Origin of the sequence: Paenibacillus sp. FSL K6-1096 (genome assembly GCF_037977055.1) — a bacterium.
Taxonomy (GTDB): domain Bacteria; phylum Bacillota; class Bacilli; order Paenibacillales; family Paenibacillaceae; genus Paenibacillus_AQ.
The window spans coordinates 3,488,634-3,515,031 of record NZ_CP150274.1; the positions used below are offsets into that span (position 1 = coordinate 3,488,634).

General features: G+C 53.9%; 29 protein-coding genes. 6 read left to right on the forward strand and 23 right to left on the reverse strand.

Features of this window, described 5'->3' with window-relative positions; genetic code table 11:
• Window positions 1–12 precede the first annotated feature (12 nt).
• Window positions 13–1,959, reverse strand: coding sequence for a beta-glucoside-specific PTS transporter subunit IIABC (locus tag MHI24_RS15455; protein ID WP_340026476.1), 1,947 nt, complete (start codon window positions 1,957–1,959; stop codon window positions 13–15).
• A 130-nt stretch (window positions 1,960–2,089) separates the two neighbouring features.
• A complete protein-coding gene (locus MHI24_RS15460) occupies window positions 2,090–2,938 on the reverse strand; it encodes a PRD domain-containing protein (protein ID WP_340026477.1) in 849 nt (282 codons plus the stop codon).
• A gap of 264 nt (window positions 2,939–3,202) precedes the next feature.
• On the opposite strand from MHI24_RS15460, the gene MHI24_RS15465 reads away from it, so the two are divergent.
• Together MHI24_RS15465 and MHI24_RS15470 are read left to right on the forward strand one after the other, a co-directional pair.
• The gene (locus MHI24_RS15465) at window positions 3,203–4,108 is read left to right on the forward strand and encodes an alpha/beta hydrolase-fold protein (protein WP_340026478.1); all 906 of its coding nucleotides are present in this window, start codon (window positions 3,203–3,205) and stop codon (window positions 4,106–4,108) included.
• 91 nt (window positions 4,109–4,199) lie between these two features.
• The gene (locus MHI24_RS15470) at window positions 4,200–4,964 is read left to right on the forward strand and encodes a methyltransferase domain-containing protein (RefSeq protein ID WP_340026479.1); all 765 of its coding nucleotides are present in this window, start codon (window positions 4,200–4,202) and stop codon (window positions 4,962–4,964) included.
• 284 nt (window positions 4,965–5,248) lie between these two features.
• Here the strand turns inward: MHI24_RS15470 and MHI24_RS15475 are convergent, their stop codons facing one another.
• The 8 genes from MHI24_RS15475 to MHI24_RS15510 all read right to left on the reverse strand — a co-directional run bounded on the left by MHI24_RS15475 (window position 5,249) and on the right by MHI24_RS15510 (window position 10,438).
• Window positions 5,249–5,728, reverse strand: a complete 480-nt coding sequence (locus MHI24_RS15475; protein WP_340026480.1) for an NUDIX domain-containing protein — start codon at window positions 5,726–5,728, stop codon at window positions 5,249–5,251.
• 31 nt (window positions 5,729–5,759) lie between these two features.
• Window positions 5,760–6,179, reverse strand: coding sequence for a VOC family protein (locus MHI24_RS15480; protein ID WP_340026481.1), 420 nt, complete (start codon window positions 6,177–6,179; stop codon window positions 5,760–5,762).
• Window positions 6,180–6,254: 75 nt separating this feature from the next.
• Window positions 6,255–7,205, reverse strand: coding sequence for a sigma-70 family RNA polymerase sigma factor (locus tag MHI24_RS15485; protein WP_340026482.1), 951 nt, complete (start codon window positions 7,203–7,205; stop codon window positions 6,255–6,257).
• A gap of 17 nt (window positions 7,206–7,222) precedes the next feature.
• Window positions 7,223–8,311: an ankyrin repeat domain-containing protein gene (locus MHI24_RS15490; protein WP_340026483.1), complete on the reverse strand. Its 1,089-nt coding sequence runs from the start codon at window positions 8,309–8,311 to the stop codon at window positions 7,223–7,225.
• Between the two features lie 19 nt (window positions 8,312–8,330).
• A complete protein-coding gene (locus MHI24_RS15495) occupies window positions 8,331–9,071 on the reverse strand; it encodes a hypothetical protein (protein WP_340026484.1) in 741 nt (246 codons plus the stop codon).
• A 108-nt stretch (window positions 9,072–9,179) separates the two neighbouring features.
• Entirely contained in the window at window positions 9,180–9,638 is a 459-nt protein-coding gene (locus MHI24_RS15500) for an SMI1/KNR4 family protein (protein WP_340026485.1), read from the reverse strand.
• 32 nt (window positions 9,639–9,670) lie between these two features.
• On the reverse strand, window positions 9,671–9,859 hold the full coding sequence (locus tag MHI24_RS15505) for a hypothetical protein (protein ID WP_340026486.1): 189 nt from the start codon (window positions 9,857–9,859) through the stop codon (window positions 9,671–9,673).
• Between the two features lie 6 nt (window positions 9,860–9,865).
• Entirely contained in the window at window positions 9,866–10,438 is a 573-nt protein-coding gene (locus tag MHI24_RS15510) for a hypothetical protein (protein WP_340026487.1), read from the reverse strand.
• A gap of 195 nt (window positions 10,439–10,633) precedes the next feature.
• Between MHI24_RS15510 and MHI24_RS15515 the strand changes: the two genes are divergently transcribed.
• Window positions 10,634–10,909: a PD-(D/E)XK nuclease family transposase gene (locus MHI24_RS15515; RefSeq protein WP_340026488.1), complete on the forward strand. Its 276-nt coding sequence runs from the start codon at window positions 10,634–10,636 to the stop codon at window positions 10,907–10,909.
• 64 nt (window positions 10,910–10,973) lie between these two features.
• Here the strand turns inward: MHI24_RS15515 and MHI24_RS15520 are convergent, their stop codons facing one another.
• Window positions 10,974–12,020, reverse strand: a complete 1,047-nt coding sequence (locus MHI24_RS15520; RefSeq protein WP_340026489.1) for an aldehyde reductase — start codon at window positions 12,018–12,020, stop codon at window positions 10,974–10,976.
• 116 nt (window positions 12,021–12,136) lie between these two features.
• Here MHI24_RS15520 and MHI24_RS15525 point away from each other — a divergent pair, with 116 nt between their 5' ends.
• The gene (locus tag MHI24_RS15525) at window positions 12,137–12,670 is read left to right on the forward strand and encodes a TetR/AcrR family transcriptional regulator (protein WP_340026490.1); all 534 of its coding nucleotides are present in this window, start codon (window positions 12,137–12,139) and stop codon (window positions 12,668–12,670) included.
• 82 nt (window positions 12,671–12,752) lie between these two features.
• On the opposite strand, the gene MHI24_RS15530 is transcribed toward MHI24_RS15525, so the two are convergent.
• The 5 genes from MHI24_RS15530 to MHI24_RS15550 form a co-directional block, all read right to left on the reverse strand.
• Entirely contained in the window at window positions 12,753–13,118 is a 366-nt protein-coding gene (locus MHI24_RS15530; RefSeq protein WP_238655610.1) for a GntR family transcriptional regulator, read from the reverse strand.
• Window positions 13,115–13,771 carry an ABC-2 transporter permease gene (locus MHI24_RS15535; protein WP_340026491.1) on the reverse strand — a complete coding sequence of 219 codons (657 nt, stop codon included), beginning with the start codon at window positions 13,769–13,771 and terminating at the stop codon, window positions 13,115–13,117. Before MHI24_RS15535 ends, MHI24_RS15530 begins: the two co-directional genes overlap by 4 nt.
• A complete protein-coding gene (locus tag MHI24_RS15540) occupies window positions 13,764–14,630 on the reverse strand; it encodes an ABC transporter ATP-binding protein (RefSeq protein ID WP_340026492.1) in 867 nt (288 codons plus the stop codon). The genes MHI24_RS15535 and MHI24_RS15540 overlap by 8 nt, the downstream gene beginning before the upstream one ends.
• 82 nt (window positions 14,631–14,712) lie before the next feature.
• A complete protein-coding gene (locus MHI24_RS15545; protein ID WP_340026493.1) occupies window positions 14,713–15,969 on the reverse strand; it encodes an acyltransferase in 1,257 nt (418 codons plus the stop codon).
• Window positions 15,970–16,125: 156 nt separating this feature from the next.
• Window positions 16,126–16,596 carry a VOC family protein gene (locus MHI24_RS15550; protein ID WP_340026494.1) on the reverse strand — a complete coding sequence of 157 codons (471 nt, stop codon included), beginning with the start codon at window positions 16,594–16,596 and terminating at the stop codon, window positions 16,126–16,128.
• Window positions 16,597–16,695: 99 nt separating this feature from the next.
• On the opposite strand from MHI24_RS15550, the gene MHI24_RS15555 reads away from it, so the two are divergent.
• Window positions 16,696–17,607, forward strand: coding sequence for a YafY family protein (locus MHI24_RS15555; RefSeq protein WP_340026495.1), 912 nt, complete (start codon window positions 16,696–16,698; stop codon window positions 17,605–17,607).
• A 27-nt stretch (window positions 17,608–17,634) separates the two neighbouring features.
• On the opposite strand, the gene MHI24_RS15560 is transcribed toward MHI24_RS15555, so the two are convergent.
• From MHI24_RS15560 to MHI24_RS15580, 5 genes are all read right to left on the reverse strand, one after another.
• A complete protein-coding gene (locus MHI24_RS15560) occupies window positions 17,635–18,564 on the reverse strand; it encodes a histidine kinase dimerization/phospho-acceptor domain-containing protein (RefSeq protein WP_340026496.1) in 930 nt (309 codons plus the stop codon).
• Between the two features lie 20 nt (window positions 18,565–18,584).
• On the reverse strand, window positions 18,585–19,346 hold the full coding sequence (locus MHI24_RS15565) for an ABC transporter permease (RefSeq protein WP_340026497.1): 762 nt from the start codon (window positions 19,344–19,346) through the stop codon (window positions 18,585–18,587).
• Window positions 19,339–20,262 (reverse strand): ATP-binding cassette domain-containing protein, encoded by a 924-nt coding sequence (locus tag MHI24_RS15570; protein ID WP_340026498.1) that lies wholly within the window; start codon window positions 20,260–20,262, stop codon window positions 19,339–19,341. The genes MHI24_RS15565 and MHI24_RS15570 overlap by 8 nt, the downstream gene beginning before the upstream one ends.
• Window positions 20,263–20,345: 83 nt before the next feature.
• Entirely contained in the window at window positions 20,346–21,038 is a 693-nt protein-coding gene (locus MHI24_RS15575; RefSeq protein WP_340026499.1) for a response regulator transcription factor, read from the reverse strand.
• Window positions 21,039–21,142: 104 nt separating this feature from the next.
• The gene (locus MHI24_RS15580; RefSeq protein WP_340026698.1) at window positions 21,143–22,030 is read right to left on the reverse strand and encodes a LysR family transcriptional regulator; all 888 of its coding nucleotides are present in this window, start codon (window positions 22,028–22,030) and stop codon (window positions 21,143–21,145) included.
• Window positions 22,031–22,165: 135 nt separating this feature from the next.
• On the opposite strand from MHI24_RS15580, the gene MHI24_RS15585 reads away from it, so the two are divergent.
• Window positions 22,166–23,314: an MFS transporter gene (locus tag MHI24_RS15585; RefSeq protein WP_340026500.1), complete on the forward strand. Its 1,149-nt coding sequence runs from the start codon at window positions 22,166–22,168 to the stop codon at window positions 23,312–23,314.
• Window positions 23,315–23,412: 98 nt separating this feature from the next.
• On the opposite strand, the gene MHI24_RS15590 is transcribed toward MHI24_RS15585, so the two are convergent.
• Window positions 23,413–24,960 carry a malate:quinone oxidoreductase gene (locus MHI24_RS15590; RefSeq protein ID WP_340026501.1) on the reverse strand — a complete coding sequence of 516 codons (1,548 nt, stop codon included), beginning with the start codon at window positions 24,958–24,960 and terminating at the stop codon, window positions 23,413–23,415.
• A gap of 217 nt (window positions 24,961–25,177) precedes the next feature.
• Window positions 25,178–26,386, reverse strand: a complete 1,209-nt coding sequence (locus MHI24_RS15595) for a hypothetical protein (protein ID WP_340026502.1) — start codon at window positions 26,384–26,386, stop codon at window positions 25,178–25,180.
• Window positions 26,387–26,398: the final 12 nt, after the last annotated feature.

Below are 26,398 nucleotides of genomic sequence, written 5' to 3' on the forward strand. Positions count from 1 at the left end.
TAGTGCTGAGCATTATTTAATGGTGAACAGAAGCAGGCCATTCATCGGCATCACCCCCTCCACCTGGACAGGAATGACATCCAGATAATCCGGTGTATTGGTCACAATGACGGGCGAGACTGTATTCAGGCCCTTGGCTTCTATCGCCTTCAGGTCAAACTCGACGAGCAGCTCGCCTTGCTGCACCTGTTGCCCGGTGGTGACCTTCACATCGAAGTGCTGTCCCTTCAGTGATACCGTGTTCAGACCGATATGGAGCAGCACCTCAATTCCCTCTGTGGAGCGGAGCATTACCGCGTGCTTGGATTTGGCCACCATAGTAACCACTCCGTCAAAAGGAGCCGTCATCCGCCCCTCAAGCGGCTTCACTGCAATGCCTTTCCCCGTCAGCTCGTCTGCGAAGGTCTTGTCCGGCAAACGGTGAAGCGGAACCACCTCGCCCTGGAAGGGGCTAAAGATTTCCCCCTTTTTATCCTGGATCGATTGGACAACAGCAGGTGCTGCCCCGCCAGTTCCTTCTTTATCGCTTGGAGTCTGAGTCTCTATCCGGTCCTCCTGCTTGCCAGCTCTTGCCCCCTCCGGGTCCTCCCAGCCGAGCACCAGCGTCATGATGAACGAGACCCCGAAGCTGATAGCCACTCCAATAAGTGCATAGATGAAATTCTTCATTCCCTGGTCAGGCTGGATATAGAGCGGAAGCGATAACAGGCCCGGGACGGCGAAGCCGTAGCATTTCAGGCCCACCGCTGTAATGAATCCGCCCCCGGCAGCGCCTCCAAGGATCGAGGCATAGAAGGGTCTTTTGAGCTTAAGGCTGACACCATACAAAGCAGGCTCTGTAATACCGAGCAAGGCGGATATCCCGCTGGACAGCGCTACCGATTTCAGCTTTGCATCCTTGGTGCGGAGGAAAACAGCCAGGACAGCACCCGCTTGGCTCAGATTGGCAATCAGGTTGATCGGCAGCAGCAGAACATCATAGCCGAGCTTGCTCAGATTTTGTAAGGTTCCCGGGAAAAATGCGTAATGCATCCCTGTCATGACAATCAGCGGCATTAAGCCTCCAAGTACAATCCCGGTCAGCGGACCGGAATGGGCGAACAGCCAGGATACGCCTCTTTCCAGGTACATCCCGCCGTAGTTGCCGAGCGGTCCAATCGCAATAAGCAGGATAGGAACCGTAATGGCAAGAACCAGCATAGGCGTAATTATGATTTTGAGCGTATTCGGAATCAGCCGGTCGACCAGGCGGTAGATATAACTGAGCAGCCACACCCCCAGAATGATCGGAATCACCGATTGGGTGTAATTCACTATGGAGACGGGAAGGCCCAGGAACGGGATGGCTTCCAGCTTCCCTGCGTTATACGCATCCAGAATCGTTGGATATAGAAGAGTTCCTGCAAGCGTCAAGGCCAGATACTCATTCACCTTGAACTTCCGGGCCGCAGATACCGCCAGCAGAAATGGCAGGAAGTAGAAGGAAGCATTCGAGATGATAGTAAAAACATTGTATTCACCGCTGGTCTCCTGCATCCAGCCAAGTGCGACCAGCAGGGCAAGCACCCCTTTGAGCATTCCCGCACCGACAATTGCCGGCAGAATGGGTGTAAATATTCCCGAGATCGTATCCAGGACGGCATTGATGCCTCTTGCTCTTGCTCCCGTTCCCGGGCCGGAACGCTCCGCTCCGCCGGCACCGGACGCAGGCGATTCCTTAAGGACATTCTCAATCTCTGTGTAGACTGCAGCGACATTATTTCCGATAACAACCTGGAACTGATCGTTCTGGAATTGAGCCCCGAGTACACCATTCAGCTTCCCGATTTCAGCGATCTGAACCTGCTTCTCATCCTTCACATTGAAGCGCAATCTGGTGATACAGTGCCAGGCCTGATCTATGTTCCCCTGTCCGCCCATATGACGGATAATTTCCTGGGATAGCTCTCTGTTGTTCACTTGTCATTCCTCCTAGTAATGTAGGCATAAAAAAACCAAATGCGCTCCAAGCCTGCGGATCACCGCAGATTCGGTACATTTGGTGGTGCCTGATCGGGTCAGTAACACTCCATATGTTAAGGACAGAGGCTCATTCTGCACCGGAGCGCGAAGTCATCCGCTCCACGTGAATGATCAGATAGACCATTTCGTCCTTATTGATATGAAAACCATATTCCTGCTCTACAAATTGCTTGATCTTGCGAACACATTCGTAACTGTCCGGGTATCTCTCGGATAGAACATCATACAGGAAATGCTCATCCTTGAAGGACAGCGTGACCTTGTTCATTTGCCTGACAATAAAGTACCTGAGATGCGTTATAAATCTGGAGTAGTTCATAGAATCCTGCTCCAGCTTCATATTAAAATGCTCTGTCATCAAATGGAGAATCTGATTAATCATCGTTGTAATCTTAAGCGTCTGATTCATCGTGCCGTGTTCAATTTGGGCATTGACGAAGTGCAGGGCGATGAAGCTGGCCTCAGACTCGGGTAAGATCACCTGAAAGGCCTCATTGATCAGAGCTACGGCCTTCTGGCCGGCCATGAACTCTTTGGGGTACAGATGTCTGACCTCCCACTGCAGCGGACTTTGAATCTCCAGCTTTTTCTCCAGCCGTTCCAGGGCATAATGGATATGGTCGGATAACGGCAGCAGGATGGAATCATTGATCCTTGCCCCAATATACTGATGACCGAGCTGGATGATCTGATCGGCAATATCGATGACCGGCAGAGGAATCTCGTTGAAGAACTGCTCGATCCGCTGGTACCTTTCATCCGCGCCAATGCGGAAGGTTTTTTGAATCTCTTCCCGCCTTAGCGTCTGCCCCTTTACTTTTTTGAACCCAATTCCAGTGCCAATTACAATCAATTCATTTCCTTCCGGGTCTTCTGCCAGAGCAATGTTGTTGTTTAGGGATTTCTTGAATATCACTTAATTCCCCCCTCTGAAAACAAAAAACCACCAAAGTCTGATACACAAGAGGATTCTTGTATACTCATTGACAATGGTGGTGCCTGATCGTATCAGTGACACTCCTTAATATGTCCATATTGTATATTTATTAGACAAGCGCTGTCAACCATTTTAAAGCGCTTTATTTTTCCAAAAAATCTAATTTACATAATATGTTAAATATGGTATCCTCAAATTGGATGCGCTTCCATATGCAAATATATTTTAAGGAGGATATGTGAAATGAAGAAGATTGTCACCCGTATTGCCGCTCTGGCTCTGACGGCAGCGCTGATGCTGCCCGCAATGTCCTATGCCTCGCCTGTAGCCGAAGAGCAGGATCTGAGCCTCTCTGCGGATGCCGCTGCGGCTGTAACCAGTACCATCACGCCTGCTCCGCAAGGCTATGACGGGTACCGCAATAATATCCCGCACGGCAATGTTCAGCAGATCTCCTACTATTCGACTACAGTGGGCAAGACCCGGAACGCAATGGTCTACACCCCTCCAGGCTATAATCCTTCCAAGACCTATAACGTTCTCTACCTGCTGCACGGCATTGGCGGTGACCAGTATGAGTGGCTGAACGGCATGAATCCGCGCAATATTCTGGACAACCTGTACTCCGAGAACAAGCTAGAACCGATGATCGTGGTGTTCCCGAACGGCCGCGCGATGGCGGATGACCGTCCAATCGGCGATATTTATGCACCGGACAAGGTAGCCGCCTTCGAGCGGTTTGAATTCGACCTGATTAATGATCTCATTCCTTATGTTGACTCCCACTTCCCGGTATACAAAAACAAGCAAAACCGCGCCCTGGCCGGCTTATCGATGGGCGGCGGCCAGACGCTGAACTTCGGGCTTAAGCATCTGGACAAGTTCTCCTGGATCGGTGCGTTCTCGTCTGCCCCGAATACGAAGCCGGCTTCACAGCTGATCACCAATCCGGCTCAGACGGCCAGCCAGCTGAAGCTGCTCTGGCTCTCCTGCGGCGCTTCGGACGGCCTCTTGTATATCAGCCAGAACTTCCATAACAGCCTGAACAGCATGAACGTCCCGCATCTGTGGTATCTGGATGTAGGCGGACATGAAGGCAAGGTCTGGAGCAGCGGATTGTACCAGTTCTCGCAGCGGATCTTCAAGTAATTCTGGTCATAGCCTGCCCTCCCCCGATCCGTTAAGGTTGGGGGAGGGCAGTTGTGTGTGATGAGGCCCGCCAACGATAAGGAGGGCAATAATGGTGAATGCGATAACCGATTACTATGATTCCTATGATGAGGAGGGAAGACTGTCCCGGGATAACGGTCATCAGATCGAATGGATCACTACGATGGCCTATTTCAAAAAGCTGTTTAAGCAGGAAGCATACATTCTTGACGGCTGCGCAGGGACAGGGAATTACTCTTTTCCGCTGGCAGAATTGGGGCATAAGGTCGTAGCCGGAGATCTCGTTCCGCATCATGTAGAACTCATAAGAGAGAAGCAGAGCAAGCACCCGGTATTGGCGGATATGTATACAGGAAGCATCACAGATCTATCCCGTTTTGACAGTGAAACCTTTGATGTCGTTTTGAACATGGGAGCTTTTTACCATATCGGCACTGAACACAGGCAGCTGGCCATGACCGAGTGCCTTCGCGTGCTGAAGCCAGGAGGGATGCTGGCAGTCTCCTATATTAACAATGCAGCCGTTTCATTATTGAGTGTAGGCGATAGATTGGGGAATATGGAAGATGTACTTACCTGGCATGCCAACCAGACGAAGGATGGTCTATTCCTACATATGTCTCCCTCGGAAATGGAACACATAGCAGCAGCCTATCACACAGAGATTGTAGCCCATATTGGAACAGACGGGGTCGGTTATCTGTTTGCTAAGCACATCAATGAGGCACAGCAAGAAAATTTCGAACGCTGGCTTCAGCTTCATCTGCGGACCTGTGAAGACAAGAGTCTGCTTGGGTATAGCTTGCATGGACTGGCTATTCTGCGCAAAGCATAAAAAAACGGACCCGCCCGGCGGTAGAATTACGCTACCAGTCAAGACCGCCCATGAACACATTTGGTCCGCACGCCCTCGCAGCGCCGAATGTAGTCGGTTTTTCGATTACATTTGGCCCGCACGCCCTCGCAGCGCCGAATGTAGTCGGTTTTTCGATTACATTTGGTCCGTACGCCCAGGCAGCGCCCAATGTGGTCGGTTTTTCGATTACATTGTGCAGACGCACTCCTCAGCAAGCAAAAGAAAGCCGCACGCTCATCGCGTGCAGCCTATCTCCGGCCCTCTTATGGCGTGTCAACACGCAACCACTCTCCTGGAGTCTTCTTGATGAAATGCTTCTCGACCGAAGCAAGCACGGTATCGTTTCCTGGCAAAGCAACCCTTTCGATGGCCTCATTCACCGGCAGCCATTCATAATCACTATGCTCATGATTCAGAATGACCTCTTGGGTCTCATCCACGTATCCTACGAACACTGGTGCGACGTAGATATAGTTTTCTTGTGCCGAATAGATCTGGTCGAAGGTATTGGAGGTGTAGAGAGTGACCCGGGTAATCCCCGTCTCCTCCCGAATCTCCCTCAGCGCAGCTTCCCACGCCTGTTCCCCTGCTTCAATCCCCCCGCCGATGTAGCACCAGGCATCCCTGAGTACCGAACCGGCCCGCTTCAATAACAGGACATGATGACCAGAAGGTGTATTCTTCAGCAATACTACGGCAACTCCTGTACAACGTATGGGTACTTCAACGTTCGTCTTATTCATGATTGATCCTCTCCGCTACAATTTCTCCGCTCTACCCAAGCTCGGTATAGATCTGGAAGGTCACCCCGAACTTGTCGGTCAGATCGCCGAAGCCGGGGCTGAACGGCTCCTCCCGAAACGGCATGTTGACCTCCCCGCCCTCTTGAAGGGCATCAAAAATTCTCTGCGACTCCTCCACACTATCCGTAGTAACGCAGATTGTTACCCGCTTCCCGCTCTGTATCGGCGTTCCGCCGGGAGCATCCGAGAACATCAGCTCCGTGCCGCCCACCTGCACCTTGGCATGAGCCACCAGGCTGCGCATCGCATCCGGGAACGTGTCCGGGAGGTCCGGCATATCACCGTACGTCAGGAGGGAGAGGACTTCAGCCCCCATCACCTGTCCATAGAACTGAATAGCCTCCTGCGTGCGCCCCTCCAGGGTGATGTAGGGAGTAAGCTTGATTGTCATTGATTGTTCCTCCTTGAGTTCGGAATGGTCTCGCTTGTGTGATTCATTAGTATAGACGAACCGGCGCCAGCAGAATCATCGGTAGGCCGGCAATCCGAAGTGATGAAATAATTCAGCGTCTATAAAATGATGCACATGCGCGATTCCACCCCGCCCCGTCTCAAGCACATGAATCGCCCACGGGACAAGCAATCCGTCCTTCCCGGCAGGAACATACTGGGCAAACGCGGGCCGGTTCCCGTTCACCTGAACAGGGACCATCCGCGAGCCCACGCAGTGGCTGCGTGTAGTCTGGTAGAAGGCTGCGAGATCCGCACTGCCTTGCACCCACATCGTAAATGGCGGCATCGACAGGCTCGCATTCTCCTGGAATAAGGCTAGTAACGCATCAATGTTGTATTGCTCAAAAGCCTCCACGTACCGGGCAATCAGCCCCTCGTCCACTTCATCAACCTCAGGCTGCAAGGCCTCGGACCGGAGCTGCGCCTTGGCCATCGTTGCCCGCGCCCGCTGCATGGCACTGTTCACCGCCGCCACAGTCATCTCCAGTGCTCCAGCGGTCTCAGCCGCTGACCACCGGAACACCTCCTGCAGAATCAGCACGGCACGCTGGCGGGGCGGCAGTAGCTGAAGCAGCGCAATGAACGACAACCGCAGAGTCTCGCGGCTGATCAGGATATGGGACGGGTCGTCTACAGAACCTGGAGCCGGCCAGATCCAGGAATTCCGGGGCAGACTCTCCTTAGGCTCTGCAACCACAGCAGCCGGTTCGGAGAGGTCCATCGGCAGCGCCCGCCGCTTGGCGCTCCTCAGCCGGTCAAGACAGACATTGGTGGCAATCCGGTACACCCAGGCTCTGAGGGAAGCCTGCTGCCTCATCTGCTCCCGGTGCTGCCAGGCCCGGATCATCGTATCCTGGACGGCATCCTCCGCCTCGAAGATGGAGCCCATCATCCGGTAACAATACCCGGTAAGCTCCGGGCGCAGCTCCTCCAGTCCATCCGGGGCTTCATTGCTAGAGTCCATTTTCAGCATATCCTCCTTCATACCCCGTCCAGCTCTCCCTCCATGAACTGTATGAGGTAGCGTTCAGGCTGCTCAAGAAATTCCGGGAAGCTGCACAGATCCGCATACGTCTGATGCTCCAGGTCATAGCAGCCGAGCTGCCCCTTCTTCTGCGGATTCCAGACCAGCACCAGAGCAGAATAATTGTCGATATCGGCGGAGAGACGCAGCAGCTTACGCCGGCCGGCCTTCATCTCTATCGTGTCAGTCAAGCTGAAGAAGTCGATATATCCGATCTCATATTCATTGGGGACAAGCGTCAGGCGCAGCTCGCCGCCTGTAAGAAACTCGACCAGTTCATCCGGCAGTTTATATTTGGCCAGCTCATATTTCTTGTTCGCCACATTATGAACATCCGGCGGCTCCAGCGATTTCAGGTATTCCGCCATGGCGGTATGCCTGCCGCTGACCGCAATCGTATACGGCCGCTCGCCGTCCTTCTCCGCTATCGTAAGGTCCGCGCCGCGTTCCACCAGGAAGCGGACCATGTTCAGATTCCCCATCCGGGCAGCCGCCGTCAGCGGTGTCGCCCCGTATGGATAGACCATATCCGGCTTGTTATAGTTGATATCCACGCCCTGATCCAGCAGATAGGTAAGTGTCTTCAGATCATGGTCCGATACGGCTTGCCGCAGCACAGCTCCGGCATGCTGGCGGATATCCAGGCCCAGCTCATGGATCAGCGGGATATTCTTTTTGTTGCCATAGTAGGCCTGTGAATAAGCGCCCGATCCCGTGCGGCTGAGCAGGTCCAGCTTCGCGCCCTGTGCGGCAAGGTAACGTACCAGCTCCTCCTTGCCATAACGGACCGCACGCAGGAAGGCCGGATTCTGGGGGACATTCAGGTTCGCGCCATGCTCCACCAGCAGCTTCACCGCCTCTGTCTGCTGCGAGATGATCGCCAGATCGAGCGGACTGAGCGTGGTATGCCTGCTAAGCTCTAATCCCGCTTCAATATCCCAACCCGCAGCAATCGCAGCCTGCAAGGCGGGAACATCCCCCTGATAGATCTGCATCGCCCGCTCCGGCAGCACCTCGAACTTCCCAATGTCCTTCAGGACAATCATCCGCTCTCCTCCTTATTCTTTAATCCTCAGGATACAGCTCGCAGCCCTTCGACAGGAGCCACTCCTTCATCCTGGCGGATACCTGCCCGGCAGCCTGTTCAAAGAAGACGGCCACCTCCTGCCCATTCGCCAGGTTCAGGCGGATATAGCCGCCCAGCTCCCGGTAGAACAGGCAGCAGATATACGGATTCTCGATGAAGAGATCCGGCGGAAATTCATCCCTGCACATGGCGGCCAGCTCTGTGAGATTCACCCTTCCCTGCCTTGGCGGCATCCGCAGAAAGAAATGCTGGCGCGTCCCGGTCCACGGCTCATAATAGGCACTCTCCTCCTGCTCCCGCCCATACATCTTACGGTAGATGCCATCCAGAATCAGAGCATAGCTTCCTTCCTCCTGTCCCCCGGGTGGCAGCGGAATCACTTGAATCTGCTCCGCATGACGGGGCAGCCACAACAGCCCGTCCACCCCGGGATAGACCGCCAGGAAATCACCGTCCACAGTGGTCCCGATAGCCGTACACTCCCCAATCTGCTGCTCTGTTATTGGACTGTCGTCATCATGCTCCCATAACCCGTATCCGGCAAAAGGCCGCAGCACCTCCGGGTCAGGCAGCTGCACATTCATCCACCCGCGGTAGGTCCCTTCGCCATACTGCTGCAAGAACTGGAGATATGTCTGCGGATAGAGGCCGGTGTTCTCAGCTTCGAGCTGCTGCCTGTGAACCTCTGACAGCCCTACAGGCTCAGATACGATATACATTTATCATTCCCTCCGGTTTCCTGTGCAGGTTATTGGTCAATTACCTAGTCTACGCTGCCTTCGCAATCTCCGCCGCCAGCCGCTGTACTTCCTGTGCCGCATTCATGGCTATCTTCGCTCGTCGATCAGTTGTTCCAGGAATCCAGCGAACGTCGGGGCGTATTCCTCAATCAGATCATTCATCAGGTCATAACGCATGACCGGAAATTCTCCCTGTTCATCAGGGGCAGAGGTATCGAAGTAATACAGCTCATCGCTGTCCGGCACGAACAGGTCCAGCCGGTGCGGAAACCGGCTGACCCACCAATCCTCCGCCAGGTTCAGCCGGTGGATATACAGCAGATCCCAGTCGGTATACTCCCTATCCTCGGGAGCAACCAGCGTCAGAATCTGCCCGTCCCCCAGGCTCCCACCCCCATAACGGGCAAGCCACCAGCGGTAGGACGGCGGCAGCTTGAAGCCTAATTCCTCCTCGGCTTCGGCAATCCAGCTCTCCTCGGCCTCATGGCCCGGAAACCACCGGACCGGGGAAGGCTTGCTTAATAACTCTGTCAGACGCTCATACATACGTGTACTCCCCGCTCCCTGATAAGGGATGATTATAGATAGTCAGGATGGACGGCAGCTGGCGCATCATCATTCATACGCAGCAGAATATACTCGGTCTCTTCCAGCCAGTTATTGGCCAGCATCCAGCTTTTTAGCTGTTCCAGCAGCTCGGCTTGGGGCGGTTGTATCGGCTTACTTGGTATATTTAGATACGGATTCTGCCCGCTGTATTTTAGCATCTGCTTCTACCATTCATAGGCAACAAAGCGTGCTCTGAGCGTCTCTTCGTACGGTAGCCATTCCGCATCGCTCCATAGAGTCATTCCGGTGATTCCGGACAGCTGCTCCACCGCTCGCTCCGGGCTGGTAAGGCTAGTGAATTCATTGAACTCTTCAGCGCCTATCCCGAGCACCTGCCGGATGTAATCGTTATCTATTTGCTCTTCACGGAGCTGCCCGTATTCCTCCCGGGTCCACGGCTCACAGAAGATTCGTTCGGCCCGGAGCTCCCCCTGCTCAAAGAACGACAGCTCGAATAGTTCCTCATCCATATAACCCGCTGTCATCACCGGCGCTTCCAGCAGCCCGGACAACGTTCTGCCTGCCTTTTTCACCGTACCCCATACAAAATAATCGTGAAGCACGCTGATCCAGTACTCATTACTCTGGCTTACATAGATAACGGCCTTATGCTCTGGAGCTTCAGGATCGGAGTAACCTAGTACTGCGCCATGCTTCTTGGTCAGCTGTTGTAAGGCATGAAGTGTCTTCTCCAGGTCACCTGACTTGATATGCAGATTTGCAAACGATCTTCCCACGGGATGGACGGCCTCCTTTGATGGCTTGTGTATTGCGGCTTGGCATACTAGCATATAAACTAGATTCCATTTATTTTACCAAATTAATGCAAGCTATTGAAAGCCAGCGCTAGGTTTGTAGAATTCATATAGGATGTGTCTAAGAATTTGGCTGCATGATATATTATTCCTGAAAGGTAATGGGAGGTGTTGGCATTGAACGAACCTGTATTGAAAAAGGCTATGGATACGCTAGAATTTCTTAGTCAAGATGACGAAGCTCGCAGAATGTATGAGGATAGGCAGAAATACCTGCATGACGAGGCCTCCATGATTGAAGGCGCTCTTGCCGAAGGCCAAGCTCGTGGTGAGCGGAGAAAGGCTGTTCAAATGGCCACAGAGCTTCTTGCTCATGGCGTAGATATTTCCATAATAGCTAAGGCATCAGGATTGACAGAATCTGAAATTCTAGATATTAAGAAAGCCCGTTAAAATAACTACTCAAAAAAGAGACGGTTCCAATTAACCGTCTCTTTTTAATTTTCCCTCCGTCACTTCATCTTCTCATCTGATCCTTAATAATACTCAACATACATTCACCCGTAGCGACAATAGCCTCCTCAGCAGGACGCGGGTTCCAGCCGAGCAGACGTTTGGCCTTCGCGTTACTCGTTGACATGTCCTGGCCCAGAAGGGTGGCTATCATTCTCAGCTTGGGATTGAACAGCGCGGCAGCGCGGACAAGCAGGTTGGGGAGCTCTTTTGTAGGCACATGTTCTGCATCCTGCCCCAGGTGCTTCCGCAGAATCCTGGCAATTTCCAGTGTAGAGAGATTCTCGGCACTGGAAGCGATGAACCGCTCGCCGCTCGCCTCAGGCCGCTCCATCGCCAGGATATGCAGTGCAGCCACATCCCGGACATCTACATAGTCGGAATAGATTTTGGGGACGGACTTCAGCTTGCCCTCCAGCATGTTGCGGACAATCTCGTTCGAGTGAGAGTAATCCTTGCCCAGAATGGGTCCCATCACACCGACGGGATTAACTGTGGACAGCTCCAGCCCTCTGCCTTCCTGGCGGATGAACTCCCAGGCTGCTTGTTCAGCGAGGGTCTTGGATTTTTGATAGGGATGGATGTTCGCGTCTGTATTGGACCAGTCCTCTTCGGTATACGGGCCCACATGCTGCTTATGTCCCACTCCAATGGCTCCGAAGGCAGAGGTTAGGACCACCCGTTTGACCCCCGCCTCACGCGCTGCCCTTAGCACCCGCAGCACCCCCTCACGCGCCGGCTGGATCATTTCATTCTCGTCTTTATATATCCTGTTAGGTGTGGGAGAAGCGACATGAATGACGTAATCCGCCCCCTTTACCGCCTGATTCCAGTTTTTATCCGAAGTCAGATCGGCCTCTACAAACGACAAGTCCGCTATATGCGTCACTCCGCCCGCCATCACCATGGCCTTCACCTCATCTTGTCTGCCCATCGACCGAAGGGTTGCCCGCACATGATAATTCTTCTCCAGTAATTGCACAATAATATGAACAGCGATGAATCCCGAGCCTCCGGTAACCAGCACTACGGGCTTGTTAAGCTCTGCCATAATCAATTCCCCCTCCAGTAGACGTTACACCTGTAACTGTTTTACCCTATAATAAGACTGGAACCGATCACCATCAAGACGTTAACAGGCATATGTGACAGAATGGAGGAAGTGTAATGGCAGCAACCGATCATGCACAATTGATCAAAAAAGATACAAAAGAATGGATTACCCTGGCCACCCTTGAGCTGCTGCGGACCAAAGCCATATCAGCTCTCACAGTGTCGGAGGTTGTTAGAAAAGCAGGCGTCAGCCGGATGGCATTCTACCGGAATTATGATAGCCTTGAGCAAGTGTTAGCGGAATATTACGAGCCGAAGTTTGCTGATATCTTCTACAAAATTGCCCACAAACCGAATCACGAGCAAAAGATAGCGGATCTGACCCGCTTTTTCCAAACCTTCTCTGATGATTTCCGCCTGGCGATTGAAGGCCATTTCACTGGGCTGCTGTATCAGATCTTCAAGAGCCATATTACACAGTTCTATGATGAGCTGATTCCGTTTCCGGACTGGACCGGGGCAAGACGGGAGTATTGGATTCATTTCATGAGCGCCGGCGTGTTTGAAATCTGGATCATGTGGATCAAGAACGGCCAGCAGGAGACTTTGGAGGAGATCTCTGCACTCATCCGGCTTTTTCACAAATAATAACTATTAGTTCCGGACAACAAAAAAGGCTCCTCACCTTCCCCCAAGGGATTGTGAAAAGCCTGTTCCTCCCCAATCAAGTTCAATAAATCTTCCCCAGCAGCGCGGTCACTTCCTCCAGAGTAAGGCCGAAGGACTTATAGTACTGAATGTCGCTGCCCATCTGCTTCAGCACCATCTCGTTACGAATCCGCAGCATCTCCTCTGGCGTGAATTCAGCGACAAAGCATCCTTTGCCGGTGACCGTGTTGATCAGCCCGCTCCGCTCCAGCTCTTCCCAAGCCTTCTTGACCGTGATGACACTGACACCAAGCTCCAGCGCGGCCTGGCGGATCGGCGGCAGACAGTAGCCGCTCTCCAGCTCCCCTTGGAGAATCTGCGCGCTGATCTGTTCATAGAGCTGCTGGTAGATCGGCTTCTCGGAGGTGCTGGATATCGTTACATTCATAAGATCTCCACTTTCAGGAATCGTCTCACCGCAATCCGGTAGGCCAGCAGGTTACAGGCAATGAAGATCAGGACGCCGCCGGCCAGTATCGAGAGCTGCAAGCCAGTACGATCCAGCCCGGAGCCGTAGAACAGGCTATGCAGCCAATCGTTCTGGATACCGGCCCATTGAATCAAGGTGGCGAACAAGATCGCCGCAACTGTAGAGGCCGTGGTCGCTGCACCATACTTATACGCCGTCTTATAATACATCGGAATAAAGATGATATTGAAGAGCGCCAGCATGATGAAGCACATTCCCCAGAAGCCCATATGCGGTGCAAAGAAGATATACTGCATATCCGGGTATAACCGGAAGGTAAATATACTGACAATCATGGCAACCACCAGATGCATCAGCTCAAGAATGACCAGTACAGTAACTCTGGATTTCACAATATCCGTCTTGGTCACAGGCATCATGGTGCTGAACATCAGATCATTTTGGCTTTTGAAGCCGCCGAACATATTCGGGATCGTGATGAAGCAGAAGTACAACGGGACCAGGAAATAGACCCAGCCGGGAATCAGCATAAGGCCCCCCATCAGGAAGGGAAGGACGAAGAACCAGGGATTGACACCTAGCTTCAAGTCCTTGAGCACCAGATTATACATAGACACCCTCCTTTACGCCCTCTTTTTTGGCAAAATAGATCATGATCTCATCCAGACTCGGGATGGCCGCATCAAGCGTGAAGGAGGAATCGATATCCTTGACATGCATCAATCCGGTGAAGCCGAAGGAATTGGTTTTGTAAGAAATCAGGCAGTCCTTCACCCTGCTAAGGTCAGCGTCGCTTCCGCTAATCAGGCGGTAAGACTCCTTGAACTCGTTCTTCTCGGCGCTGGCGACAATCTGCCCTTGCTCAATGAAGGTGATGTAGTCGGCACAGCGCTCCAGATCGGAGGTAATATGGGTGGAGAACAGGATGCTGATCTCGCCGCCGACAATAAGCTCCTGGAAAATATCGAGCAGATCATCCCGGGACACCGGGTCGAGTCCGCTGGTCGGCTCATCCAGAATAAGCAGCTTGGCGCCATGCGACAGAGCGAGAGTCAGGCTATATTTGACCCTCATCCCGGTGGACAGCTCAGCGATCTTCTTGTTCTCGTCCAGCTTGAACCGGCTCAGATACTTGTAATACGTGTCATCGCTCCAGTTCTTGTAGAACTTCTTCGTGATGCCCGTAAGCGTCTTGATCCGGCTGCGCGTATAGAAGTTCACATCGCCGAAGGCGCAGCCGATTTCCTGCTTCAATTCCATCTCATGCTCCGCGATATTCTTGCCGAGAATATGGATCTCGCCGCTGTCCATTTGAATCATATTTAGAATCGATTTGATCGTCGTTGTTTTGCCCGCGCCGTTCACGCCGATGAAGCCCATGATATACCCCTGCTCCAATTGAAAAGATACATCCTTCAGCTGAAAATTCGCGTATTTCTTATTCAAGTGTCTAACATCCAAGGCCAGCATAACAACCCTCCCCGTAAATTGTGTATTCCGTGTATACACAATGTATCACGAGGGTTTCACAAAGTCAACGGCTCGCTGAAGGTTAGGCTGCCGCCTCCGCAGGCTGCTCCTTCGGCTTGCGCCGGAAGAACGGCTTGCCCTTGGACCAGTTGATGAACGGCTGCTCGATGAGATAATACGAGAGGGTCGCCGCTGCGTAAGAGATGGCTACAACGGTGAGACTGATGCCCAGCCAGCGCCACACATCCCTGACCCCGGCGAAGTGGTAATCCTGGAGTCCGTACTTCTCAATCAAGGTAATGAACAGATAGTGCCATATGTACAGGCCGAACGAAACCTTCGCCGTGAACCGGAAAAAGCGGTTGTCCAGCACACGCCCGACGACCCGGCTGAAAGGTGCAGAGAACAGCACGATGCCAAACAGCATGGCATAGACCGGGAACAGATACGGCTGCTGCTGGAGGCTGAAGTCGAATTCACCCGCGTGGCGCATCCGCCAGATCAGGAGACCGGCAAGGCCAAGTGCAAGCGCTGCGGCCGCATCGAACACGCCCAGCCTGCTGAGCCGATCCGCTGCGGGCCTGTGCTGGAGCAAGGCATTCGTGATGCCTGCGGCCAGAATGCCGATGGTGAAATGGCCGAAGAAGCCGACCGGATTGTAATTCGGCATCCAGAATTTCGCGCCGCCGACCTGGCCGTAGTCCCAGCCCCGGCCCTGCTCGCCCGGTGTGAACCACTGATGAATGAGGGCATTGGCGGCCAGCACCAACCCAAATACGGCGACCCAGAACAGCAGCGCCTTACCGAAGGAATGACGTTTGCCTAGCATGAATAGTACGGCCATGAAGAGGGGCATCAGCATATAACAGAAAACCTCGAAGCTGATGGACCAGAGCGGTCCGTTCAAGTCGGAGGGGAAGAACGTGGTATAGTGGAAGCCTGATGTGAAGGTGAAGGCTGCTGCAATACGCCGCCCCAGGTACTCCATCGGAATATCCAGCCTCCAGGTCAGAAGCAGGCAGACCAGCATGGACACATAGAAGCCGGGCATGATTCTTGCGGCACGGCGCAAGGTGTACGTCCGCAGGCTCGGATACGGTCTGTTATCCAGATATGCACTCCAGAAGGGGAACGACAGCAGGAAACCGCTTAACAGAAAAAACAGACTGACCCCGCTGTTCCCCAGCAGCAGCACAGACTGCAGCTCCTGGACCCAGGGCTTTTGTGCGGGCGGCATGAGCTTTTGCGACAAGTGATGCAGGATGACTGACAGGCAGGCGATCGCACGAACGCCATCCGCTCCTGTTAGCCGGGTATTGCTCAGACGAATCGTTGACATCAGTACAAATTCCTCTTTTCATGAGTAAATTCCTGAATATATGGCGCAGACCGGTCTCAGGTACTGTATCTTTCCATATATTCAGGCCAAATCCTTCAACGATTCAGGGCGTTAGTGCAGAAAATTTTACAAACCGCTACTTCTATCCCATTATTGCTATTTATTTGCACTTTTTTCGATAATCGCATCCAGGAACTGCTCGGCATCGCTGTTGAATTTCCATCCCACGCCATACTGATCCACCAGCATACCGAAGCACGAAGACCATGGGGTAGCAGATAAAGGCATGATGACATGTCCGCCCGCAGACAGCCCTTCGAAGTACTCCTCCAGCTTCTGCTTGTCCTCCATGACCAGGCTGATCAGTATGGCATTCCCCTTCACCAGCGCTCCCGTTACCGCTTGCATGGAGGGCAGCAGGTCCGACATCATGATTGTGCCGCCTGCGAATTCGATAGAGGATTCCATAATCATCTCTGACTCCTGGCCCGAGAGGGGATAGTTCGGGTCCTGCGGCATGTCGCCGAATCTGACCTTTTTCACCTTGGTGGCCTGTAGGGCCTCTGTGTAGAATTCAATTGCCTGCCCGGCAACACCATCGAAATTAAGATAAGCAATCGCTGACATTGAGCATAACCTCCTTCATAAGATAAATGTAGTATAATACACGATAGGTGACGGCTATATGTCACCATTTCACACTTACATCAGGAAAGAGGGAAGCGGATGGACAAGGTCGAACGGCTGATTACCATCATCATGATTCTGCTCAAAAAAGACATTGTGCCCAGCAGTGAATTCGCCCAATTATTCGGCGTGTCCAAACGGACGATTCTCCGCGATATGGAGACGCTCAGTCTGGCGCACATTCCTATATACGCCACTCCCGGCGTGCAGGGCGGCTACGGCATTATGGAGGAATACAAGGTGGACAAACGCCTCTTGAACAACGCTGACCTGGAAAATATACTGGCTGCGCTCGGCGGGCTGGAGCAGCTCCTGATCAGCGAGGACGTGGCCATGACGCTCCGCAAAATAGAAGCGATGGTTAGTCCAGCCGCTTCCAGAGGATCGGTTCAGCTCTCCTTCTACGATTGGGCGGGCCGCGCAGAGCTTGCCGGAGCCTTGAAGCTCTGTCAGGAAGCCATCGCCGGGCGCAGGCTGCTGACTTTCGCCTACACCGACAGATCAGGCACCCCGACCACGCGGACGGTGGAGCCCTATCTGCTGCATTTCAGTGAATCAAGCTGGTATCTGAAGGGCTTCTGCCTGGAGCGGGTGGGGCCCCGGATGTTCAAGCTCTCCCGGATGGAACAGCTGGAGCAGCGTGAACAGACCTTCAGCCCCAGAGCAGAGATGCTGGACCAGACGCACAAAGATGAAGTTTCTCCGGAGTTAACCGAAGTCAAGGCACTAATCTCGCTGTCGGTCAAGGATCAATTCATTGAACGGTTTGGCCGCAAGAGCATTGAACCCTATGACGAGGAACAGCTCCTGGCTACATTCCACATCCCCCAGCACCCGATCGGATATCAATTCCTGGCCGGGTTCGGCACCCGGCTGGAGATCATCGGGCCGCAGCCCTACCGTGAAGAATTCCGCAAGTATCTGCTTGACATGGTGAGCCAGTATACGTAGAGGTCACTATTGATTTCCCACCACTGTTCAACGGTAATGGGGATGCGCTTCGCCCGGTGACCACAGCGGCCAGAGGCAGATCATGGTTAATTTACCCTCCTGCACCTCCGCGGTCAAAGTGCCGTTCATCTTGTTCATGAGGCTTTTGGCAATGGACAGGCCTAGTCCTGAGCCTTGCCCTGACCGGGTACGGTCCACCGTATAGAAGCGGTCGAACAGCAGCCTTACATCCATGTCAGACAGGTCCTTCGCTTCGTTCACAATCCGCAGCTCTGCTGTAGACTCCCGCTGCTCGAAGCAGATGGCCACCTGGCCGGTAGCGTGCTTCAACGTATTGATGAGCAGGTTCTCAACGACCCTCCGCACGGCCGATTCGTCAGCATAGACTGTTACCGGTTCCTTGGGAAGCCGGATATCCGGCGTCAGGCCCCGCTCATTGAACGAATCGTAGAAACCTACCAGTGTGTCCGATAACAGAACGGTCATTACAATCCGCTCGGTTTTAAGCTGATAATCCGCCGATTCAATTAAGGACAACTCGAAAAAATCGTTCAACAGCGCCTGCAGCCGCTTTGTCCGGTTTTTGACAACTTCCAGGTATTCGCGTTTCTCTTCAGGTGTGATCGGCTCTACTTCCAGCAACTGAATATAGCCAAAGATGGAGGTTAACGGAGTACGGATATCGTGGGAGATGTTGGCAACCGCCTGACGCAGCTCATTCTCTGTCCGTCTCCGGTTAGCCTCCGCCTCAACAATCAGATCGGATTGGAGATTAATCTGGCTGGCAAGCGCTTCTAGACGCTTGTCAAATAGCGTAACCTCCAGTTTTTTACCAGTGACCCGTTCGTTATAGCGGCGAAGCTGCCTCGTCATCCTCACCAACTCCCGCCTCAGCACCAGAGAATAGGCCAGCAGGAGAGCCGCCGCTGTAACCGATATGAGCGCTACGGTGAACAAGACTCTCCTCCCCCTTCGCTTTACTTAATTTCCTTTTTACGGAATACGAGAACGCCCAGCAGCCCGGATACAACTATAGTCAGCATCGGTGCCAGCAGGAGGGCCGGCAGATCGCCCCCGTCCATATGAGGCCTCCCGATTTCACCCAGCAGCTTGAAGACCGAGTAGTCGTACACCGCAGTTAGAACCGGGATATACTCCGCCAAGGCTCCCAATATCATATTCATGGCCAGGAAGAAGATCATTAGGAAGCTGATTGTCTTGCCGCTCTCGGCGAACACCGCTGTGAATAATGCCCCAATCGCTGCATAGGCAGCGGTGTAGAGCAGCGTAAGCCCGAGTACACGGGGGATATAGAGGGCGCCCACTCCCTCCGGCAAATGGCCGAAGCCTGAGATCATTGATACTTCGGCCAAGCTGACCAGGGGAAAAATCAGAGAAATTACCATAGCCCCCGCTGAAAATCCAATCAGCTTAGCTGTGTAGAGCTTCCCTCTGTCGTTGCCCGACGATGCGACCGACTTCATGACACCTGTCGTATATTCGCTGGCAATGAAGAATCCGGCCAATGCAGCCACGCTGAATTTGATAACATAACCATTGCTGGCTACAAATTTATTCAGGAATTCGGCACCGGTGAACTGCGGCTTGCCGCCGGTCTTATTATCGATATAGTAGAGCAAGGGATAGGCCAGGGAGAGCAGGACAATGATGAGCAGCAACACCAGAAATGACCGGTCCTTGCGTAGCTTGAACAGCTCTGCTCTGATCAGGTTATACATGCGCCGCACCCCCGATCCGCTTCATGAAATAGCTCTCCAGATCTGCCCCCATCGGCATAAATTGCTCGATGGTAAGACCTGCGGAGAATAGGGCCGTTGACACCTTGCCGGGCTGTTCGCGGTACCCGTACAGCTTGATGACCCCATCCGGCATGACCTCGAAGTCGGTTGTGCCCAGCTCATTCTGAATCACCATGGCGGCCCTGTCCGGATGATCCGCTTTGATATGGACATATTGCTGGCATTTATCGTTCAATTCCCGCGCGGTAAGCTGCTCCAGCAGCTTGCCATGATGGATAATACCGTAATGGCTGGCGAGCAAATGCAGCTCGCTTAGAACATGGCTGGAGATCAGAATCGTTAACCCCCGTTCATGATTGAGCCGCTTAAGCAATTCGCGCATTTCGATAACGCTCATGGGGTCAAGCCCATTGGTGGGTTCATCCAGGATCAGAAATTCAGGGTCGCTTAGCATGGCGACGGCAAGGCCCAGCCGCTGCTTCATGCCCAGCGAGAAATTCTTCACCTTCTTCCGCCCTGTGTCCTGCAGTCCAACCAGCTCCAGCATTCTGCGGATGGAGTCTTGGCCGGGAATGCCCCGCAGCAGACGGTTCACCTCCAGATTCTCGCCGGCCGTCATGTGCGGGAACAGCGAGGGACCTTCAATAATCAGTCCCATCCGCTTGCGGGCCTCTGTCAGCTCCCGTTCTGTACCTGTGCCGAATAACTCAACCGTTCCTTCCGATGGAAAAGCAAGTCCGGTGACAATACGCATCAACGTCGATTTGCCGGCTCCATTCTGTCCAATAAAGCCATAGATCGCGCCCTTGCGGATAGAGAGATTCACTTTATCCAGCGCAACACTGCCCTTGAATCTTTTGGTCAACTGATTCGTTTGCAACACATATTCACTCATTGCTGTCTTGGCCTCCTTCATGTGATAGACCAAGTATAGAAATCGAAACTTAAAAAGAGCTAAAGCCAACCCTTAAGAATCTCTTAAGACTTCAGCCGGTAGCCCATCCCCCATACGGTTTCAATATAATCACTGCCGGGCGCAGCCTTCGCCAGCTTCCCCCGCAGATTGCTCACATGGACGTTAACCGTATTATCGTCACCATAATAGGGCTCCCCCCATACGCTCTCGTACAGGTTGGCCTTAGTGAATACCTTTCTGGGTTCAGATAACAGCAACTGGAGAATTTCATACTCCCGGGCAGTCAGAGCGACCTCCGCCCCTTCTGCCGTCACCTCTGTGGAATCGCAATCCAGCTTAAGTCCGTTATACTGGAGGATGCGGGCTGAAGCTGAGGGTATAATCTGCATGTACCGGCGCAAATGGGAGTCAATCCGCGCCGATACCTCCTCAATGTCAAAAGGCTTCGTAATGAAGTCATCCGCACCTCCGCGCAGCGCTGACACCTTGGTCTGCTGCTCACCCTTCGCCGAGATAATAAGGACCGGCATACTGCCCCGCGCGCGAATCCAATTCAGCAGCTCCTCCCCCGTCATTCCCGGCAGCATCAGGTCAAGCAGAACCATACTCCATGGCCGCTGCTCCAGATAGAGCAAGGCTTCTGTACCGGAGAAGGCAGGCTGGGGCTGATATCCGCTTTTGGTAATAATGCTGCACAGCAGCCGGCTAATGTCACCATCGTCTTCAGCAACAAGAATCGATATTGGCTTGTCCATCGGGTCTCCTCATATCATTCATCTTCCGCAGCACATCCTATAATTTGTATACTTTAGCCTATATGATAGACGATTGCTGCCGCAAGTTCCAGCGCCTGATTTCATCAGCTTGATTCCATGTCCCGGGCCAGCTCCAAAAAAGCCTCAACCGCCGGAGAAAGCCATTTCTCCTCATGCCAGAACATCTGGGTGGCAAACGAGACGGCGCTCAGATCCCATGGCAGGGAGACCAGCTCCCCGCGCTGCAATTCCTCCCTCACGGCCATTTCGGGCAGAATCGCAATCCCCATGCTCAGCTTTGCACATTGTTTGATCGCCTCTGCGCTGTGGAACTCCAGTTCGGTAATGCCCGCCATCCCCTTCTGCGACAGGCTGCGCTCGAAGAAGCTGCGGTAGGAGCAGCCCTGCTCCGTCAGCAGGAAGGTCTCCCCGTGGAAATCCTGGATTGCCCGCGCCGGACGCGACGCCAGCGGATGATTGGGAGCGGCCAGGAGGCAGAAGCGTTCCTCACTGATTTTTTCTCCGCAAAAACCGCTCTCGCCCTTGACCTCATCCAGCATGAAGATCACATCGACATCCCCGTCCCGCAGGCTCTGCCGGAGGCTTGGACTCACCAGCGGCAGGAAGATCAGCCGGACCCCGGGATGAAGCTGCCGGAACCGTTGCAGCACGGCGGGAAGCCGGTAGGTGCATAACGTCTCATCTGCACTGATCACGATCGTGCCGGTCAGCTCGCCGGGCTGCTTCAGCGCGTGCTGCGCCTCCTCCACCATACACAGGATATTATCTGCATAGCGCAGGAACCTTTTGCCGGTATCGGTTAAGGTCACACTTTTGCCCAGCCGGTCTACCAGCTTCACACCCAATTCTTCCTCCAGGGCCTTCATTTGCATAGTAACCGTGGAGGGGACGTAGTTCTGCACTTCGGCGGTGCGGGTGAAATTCAGCGTGGAAGCAAGGGTATAGAAAGTCTTCAACTGGCGCAATTCCATCATCTATCGCTCCTTCGTTCAAAAAAAATGAACGTTCCATTCGGAAACGTTTCTTTGACTTAACCTTAGCAGCATCGTAGAGTGATGACAAGAACGGCGGCCGATTCCGTTATGAATGTACAAGGAGTGAAGTAATTGAATAACCGATTGACGATATATATTCTGGCACTGGCTGTTTTTCTGATCGGGACGATTGAATATATAATTGCTGGTGTCATTGAGATGATTGCAGCAGATCTGGGGGTATCCACCTCCGAAGCGGGGCTCATGGTAACCGTATTTGCGCTGTCCGCAGCGATTATTGCCCCGGTTCTCATTGCACTGACCATTAACATGGACCGCAAAAAACTGCTGCTGACAGCCCTCAGCGTCTTCATTGCCAGCAACGGGCTGATGCTGCTGCACCTGCCGTATGAGGCGATGCTGGGCGTGCGGATCGTTCAAGGGGCAAGCGGGGGAATCGCGACCGTGGTCGCTATGGCCGTAGCCACACGGCTGGTGGAGAAGGAGCGGAGAGGCAATGCGATTGGCATTATTTTGATGGGACTCAGCAGCTCGCTGGTTTTGGGCGTTCCTGCGGGTACTTTTTTCAGCGAACGGTTTGGCTGGAGGGCTCTGTTCGTCATCATCGGGGTGCTGAGCCTGCTGCCGCTGTTCATCATCTCAGCCAAGGTTCCGGCCATCCAGGAAAAAGAAACCGTCACCCTGCGGACCCAGCTCTCTGTGCTGAAGGATTCCCGGATTGTCGCCGCGCTGGCGGTCACCTTATTGTATGTAGGGGGTTATGCTACACTCTTCACCTATATTACCCCTTACCTGCAGGCCGCATCCTCCCTGTCTGTCATTGAGATTAGCGGTGTTCTGTTCCTGGCGGGGGTGTGCAGCTTCATGGGGTCCAAGCTGGGCGGGCAACTGGCCGATGCCAAAGGTTCGAAGTTCACCATCTGCTTGGGACTTCTGCTACAGGGAATCACGCTGATCCTGTTCACGCTGGCGGGTGTTCATGTTGTTGTGCTCATCCTGGTGCTGATGATCTTCATGCTGGGTACCTGGAGCATCTCCCCGGCGCAGCAGCTCCTGCTGGTCACCTTGGTTCCCCGGAACCCGGATATAGCGCTAAGTGTCAACACATCCTTCATCCAGTTCGGGTTCGCCCTCGGTTCCGCATTAGGCGGCTTCGTGATCAGCCGTACCTCGGTGCTCCAACTGAACTGGGCGGGTCTTGCTGCTGTCGCTGTGGCTTGGATTCTGGCCATGCGGGTGTTCAAGGTTCGTAAGGCCTGATTGCCTTCATGCTAAAAAGTTTAGAGGCCATCCCCCGGCGGGGTGGCCTCTATTTGTATAGGGTAGTTACCTGGTTATCCGCCAGTCACTCCCTTGTGCTATGAATGATTAACCGCGATCGGCGGCTCATGCTTATGCGGCTTATTCGGCTGATGACCTTCCGATCCCGTCACCAGACCAAGCGACTCTGTGGCGGCGGCCTGGATGTCATTAAGCAGCTGCGGATTGCCCGATAAGGAGAGGCCGTAGGATGGAACCATCTCGCGGAGCTTCGGCTCCCATTCCTTAAGGTGCTGCGGGAAGCATTTGGCGATAACCTCCAGCATGACCGATACGGCGGTTGAAGCCCCCGGCGAAGCTCCCAGCAATGCCGCAATCGAGCCGTCCGCACTGCTGATGACCTCGGTGCCGAACTGAAGCGTGCCTTTGCCGGCGGCGGTGTCTTTGATAATCTGTACACGCTGGCCTGCCACTACCAGCTCCCAATCCTCACTCTTCGCCTCCGGGACGAACTCCCTGAGCGCTTCCATACGCTGGTCCTTTGACAGCATGACCTGACCAATCAGGTACTTGGTCAATTGCATATTCTTAGCGCCTGCCGCCAGCATAGTGAACAGATTGTTCGGCTTGACGGAGGTAATCAGATCGAACATGGAGCCGAACTTCAGGAACTTAGGCGAGAACCCGGCAAACGGGCCGAAGAACAACGACTCCTGCCGGTCGATCACGCGGGTATCCAGATGGGGCACCGACATAGGCGGCGCGCCTACCGCAGCCTTGCCGTACACCTTGGCATGATGCTGCGCTACGACCTCCGGCTTCTTGCAGACCATGAACAGCCCGCTCACCGGGAAGCCGCCAATCCCCTTGCCTTCAGGAATACCGGATTTCTGCAGCAGATGCAGACTGCCGCCACCGCCCCCGATGAACACAAACTTGGCCGTATGGCGCTCGGTTGCACCAGTAGCGGCATTATGCACCTTCAGCTCCCAGGAGCCGTCCGCAGTACGTTTAATGTCCTGCACCTGATGGTTGTACCGGATATCGACGTTGTTGCTCTGCAGATGGCTGAACAGCGTACGGGTCAACGCCCCGAAGTTCACATCCGTCCCGGAATCGATCCGGGTCGCCGCGATCGGCTGGGTTAGGGTCCGGCTCCGCATCATCAGCGGAATCCATTCCGTCAGCTTCGCAGGATCGTCAGTGAATTCCATGCCCTGAAACAGCGGATGAGCTGAAAGCGCTTCAAATCTTTTTTGTAAAAACGTTACATTCTTCTGCCCCTCTACAAAGCTCATATGCGGAACAGGCACGATGAAATCCTGCGGGTCCTCTATACGCTTCTGCTTCACAAGGTAGGACCAGAACTGCTTCGAGAGCTGAAATTCCTCGTTCACCTTAACCGCCTTGCTGATATCAATTGATCCGTCCGGCTGCTCAGTAGTATAGTTAAGCTCGCACAGTGAAGAATGCCCCGTTCCCGCATTGTTCCACTCATTGGAACTCTCTTCTCCCGCACCCGAACGCCGCTCAAACACGGTTATCTTCCAGTCAGGCACTAATTCCTTCAGTATTGAACCAAGTGTTGCACTCATGATTCCAGCACCAATTAAAATAACGTCTGTTTTGGATTGTTGGTTGCTCATATTCTACCGTCCTTCTTCCCTACGATTTGCAGGAAGGATGCAGGCACTCCTGCTCAGGCGCCACAGCCAGCCGGCACGGACCGGGTCACGCACCGTTATGGATGATCCTTGACCCTAGTTTATCACTAATGGATATAAATTTTAAGATTTATCTTAATTTTTATAAGAACCGATGATTTCCAGGCCATTTCCAGCCATTCCGGCCTGCCGCTTCAGCTCAATAATCCCGCGCCGCGTCGAACCAGCCCTGGGCGGCCTCTTCCGGAATCGGCTGGCCGATCCCGTGCTTACTCTGGCTGAGCTGCCATACCGCCTCGCCCAGATCCTCTCTTTCGGTCGTCTCAATGCCCTTCAGCGAATTGAAACGCTCGGTGAACACAGTAATCGCCGCTTCCGCATCGGCAAGAGTGCGGGCTTCCGCCAGTGAGGCCAGCGCCGTATCATAAGCTTCGTTCGCCAGCTTAGCGAGACGCTTCGGCCAGGCCGCGAACGGGCGGCCGTATTCGCTCTGCCACCACTCCGGCTTCCTGAGCTGGCTTATGGAAGCATAATCATCCCAAGGGCGGACCTTGGCGCGCGCCTTCATCTGCTGCCGCAGACGCTTGCCGCAGGCCTCCTCCACGTTGTAGGCGATGAACCGGTCCAGCAGCGGCCACGTATCCAGGGAAGGCAAGCCTTCCAGCTCCGGCATGAAGCGGAGCTCCAGACTGGTCAGCCCCGTCAGGCGGGCAAGCGCTTCCAGATCGCAGAAGCTTCCCCACAGGCTGAGCGACTCCAGGCTCGGGAACCGCTCCAGGCCATCCAGCGAGATCGGCTGACCCAAGGGCGGGCTATTCAGCGTCAGGTTAGTCACCCCCTGCAGCTCACCCAGGTCCGGCAGCCGGTACGGCGCATCGCTCCTGCGCCGGCTCGTATCCGGTACCAGGGCCAGAGTAGTCGGCAGATGGCCGGAGGCCGAGATGCGGGTCAGATCACCGGACAGGCTCAGGTTATACAGCTTCTCCGGGAGGACCAGGCTAATCGGTCCCTTTGCCAGAGGACCCAGCTTAATACCCAGGGTATAGATATCCGCCCGGCTACCGTCCAAGGATGCAGCCCCCGGCAGCACCGGGGTCCAGCTTATATTCTCAATCGGCCGCCGTTCCGCCCAATCCAGGAAGCCCGTATCACCACCGGTATAGCTTATATAACGCGGCCAGGGCGAGCCGGCAGGGGTGGCGAAGGGCTCGAACACGGACCAGTTGATGCGCTCATCCGCAGCGACCAGCACCTCTGCCGGTGGCTTTGACTCCCGGGGGCCGATCGATAAGCTGCCCATACCGGCCTTACGGTCAAGCGTGTGGCTGCCGGGACCCGTCAGATCAAGGACATAACGTCCGGGTTCTGTAAGGGGAGCCGGGGATTGAGCTTGGTGATCGTTGGTCATTTGCTTCATCCT

What these genes read in the sequence shown, in the direction of transcription:
- MHI24_RS15470 (WP_340026479.1), top strand. Translation starts at nt 4,200, where the DNA reads ATGGTGAATGCGATAACCGATTACTATGATTCCTATGATGAGGAGGGA.
- MHI24_RS15490 (WP_340026483.1), bottom strand. Translation starts at nt 8,311, where the DNA reads ATGATTGTCCTGAAGGACATTGGGAAGTTCGAGGTGCTGCCGGAGCGG.
- MHI24_RS15555 (WP_340026495.1), top strand. Translation starts at nt 16,696, where the DNA reads ATGGACAAGGTCGAACGGCTGATTACCATCATCATGATTCTGCTCAAA.
- MHI24_RS15500 (WP_340026485.1), bottom strand. Translation starts at nt 9,638, where the DNA reads ATGTATGAGCGTCTGACAGAGTTATTAAGCAAGCCTTCCCCGGTCCGG.
- MHI24_RS15590 (WP_340026501.1), bottom strand. Translation starts at nt 24,960, where the DNA reads ATGAGCAACCAACAATCCAAAACAGACGTTATTTTAATTGGTGCTGGA.
- MHI24_RS15550 (WP_340026494.1), bottom strand. Translation starts at nt 16,596, where the DNA reads ATGTCAGCGATTGCTTATCTTAATTTCGATGGTGTTGCCGGGCAGGCA.
- MHI24_RS15505 (WP_340026486.1), bottom strand. Translation starts at nt 9,859, where the DNA reads ATGCTAAAATACAGCGGGCAGAATCCGTATCTAAATATACCAAGTAAG.
- MHI24_RS15545 (WP_340026493.1), bottom strand. Translation starts at nt 15,969, where the DNA reads ATGTCAACGATTCGTCTGAGCAATACCCGGCTAACAGGAGCGGATGGC.
- MHI24_RS15530 (WP_238655610.1), bottom strand. Translation starts at nt 13,118, where the DNA reads ATGAATGTAACGATATCCAGCACCTCCGAGAAGCCGATCTACCAGCAG.
- MHI24_RS15570 (WP_340026498.1), bottom strand. Translation starts at nt 20,262, where the DNA reads ATGAGTGAATATGTGTTGCAAACGAATCAGTTGACCAAAAGATTCAAG.
- MHI24_RS15535 (WP_340026491.1), bottom strand. Translation starts at nt 13,771, where the DNA reads ATGTATAATCTGGTGCTCAAGGACTTGAAGCTAGGTGTCAATCCCTGG.
- MHI24_RS15580 (WP_340026698.1), bottom strand. Translation starts at nt 22,030, where the DNA reads ATGGAATTGCGCCAGTTGAAGACTTTCTATACCCTTGCTTCCACGCTG.
- MHI24_RS15475 (WP_340026480.1), bottom strand. Translation starts at nt 5,728, where the DNA reads ATGAATAAGACGAACGTTGAAGTACCCATACGTTGTACAGGAGTTGCC.
- MHI24_RS15485 (WP_340026482.1), bottom strand. Translation starts at nt 7,205, where the DNA reads ATGGACTCTAGCAATGAAGCCCCGGATGGACTGGAGGAGCTGCGCCCG.
- MHI24_RS15525 (WP_340026490.1), top strand. Translation starts at nt 12,137, where the DNA reads ATGGCAGCAACCGATCATGCACAATTGATCAAAAAAGATACAAAAGAA.
- MHI24_RS15495 (WP_340026484.1), bottom strand. Translation starts at nt 9,071, where the DNA reads ATGTATATCGTATCTGAGCCTGTAGGGCTGTCAGAGGTTCACAGGCAG.
- MHI24_RS15520 (WP_340026489.1), bottom strand. Translation starts at nt 12,020, where the DNA reads ATGGCAGAGCTTAACAAGCCCGTAGTGCTGGTTACCGGAGGCTCGGGA.
- MHI24_RS15575 (WP_340026499.1), bottom strand. Translation starts at nt 21,038, where the DNA reads ATGGACAAGCCAATATCGATTCTTGTTGCTGAAGACGATGGTGACATT.
- MHI24_RS15480 (WP_340026481.1), bottom strand. Translation starts at nt 6,179, where the DNA reads ATGACAATCAAGCTTACTCCCTACATCACCCTGGAGGGGCGCACGCAG.
- MHI24_RS15565 (WP_340026497.1), bottom strand. Translation starts at nt 19,346, where the DNA reads ATGTATAACCTGATCAGAGCAGAGCTGTTCAAGCTACGCAAGGACCGG.
- MHI24_RS15540 (WP_340026492.1), bottom strand. Translation starts at nt 14,630, where the DNA reads ATGCTGGCCTTGGATGTTAGACACTTGAATAAGAAATACGCGAATTTT.
- MHI24_RS15595 (WP_340026502.1), bottom strand. Translation starts at nt 26,386, where the DNA reads ATGACCAACGATCACCAAGCTCAATCCCCGGCTCCCCTTACAGAACCC.
- MHI24_RS15465 (WP_340026478.1), top strand. Translation starts at nt 3,203, where the DNA reads ATGAAGAAGATTGTCACCCGTATTGCCGCTCTGGCTCTGACGGCAGCG.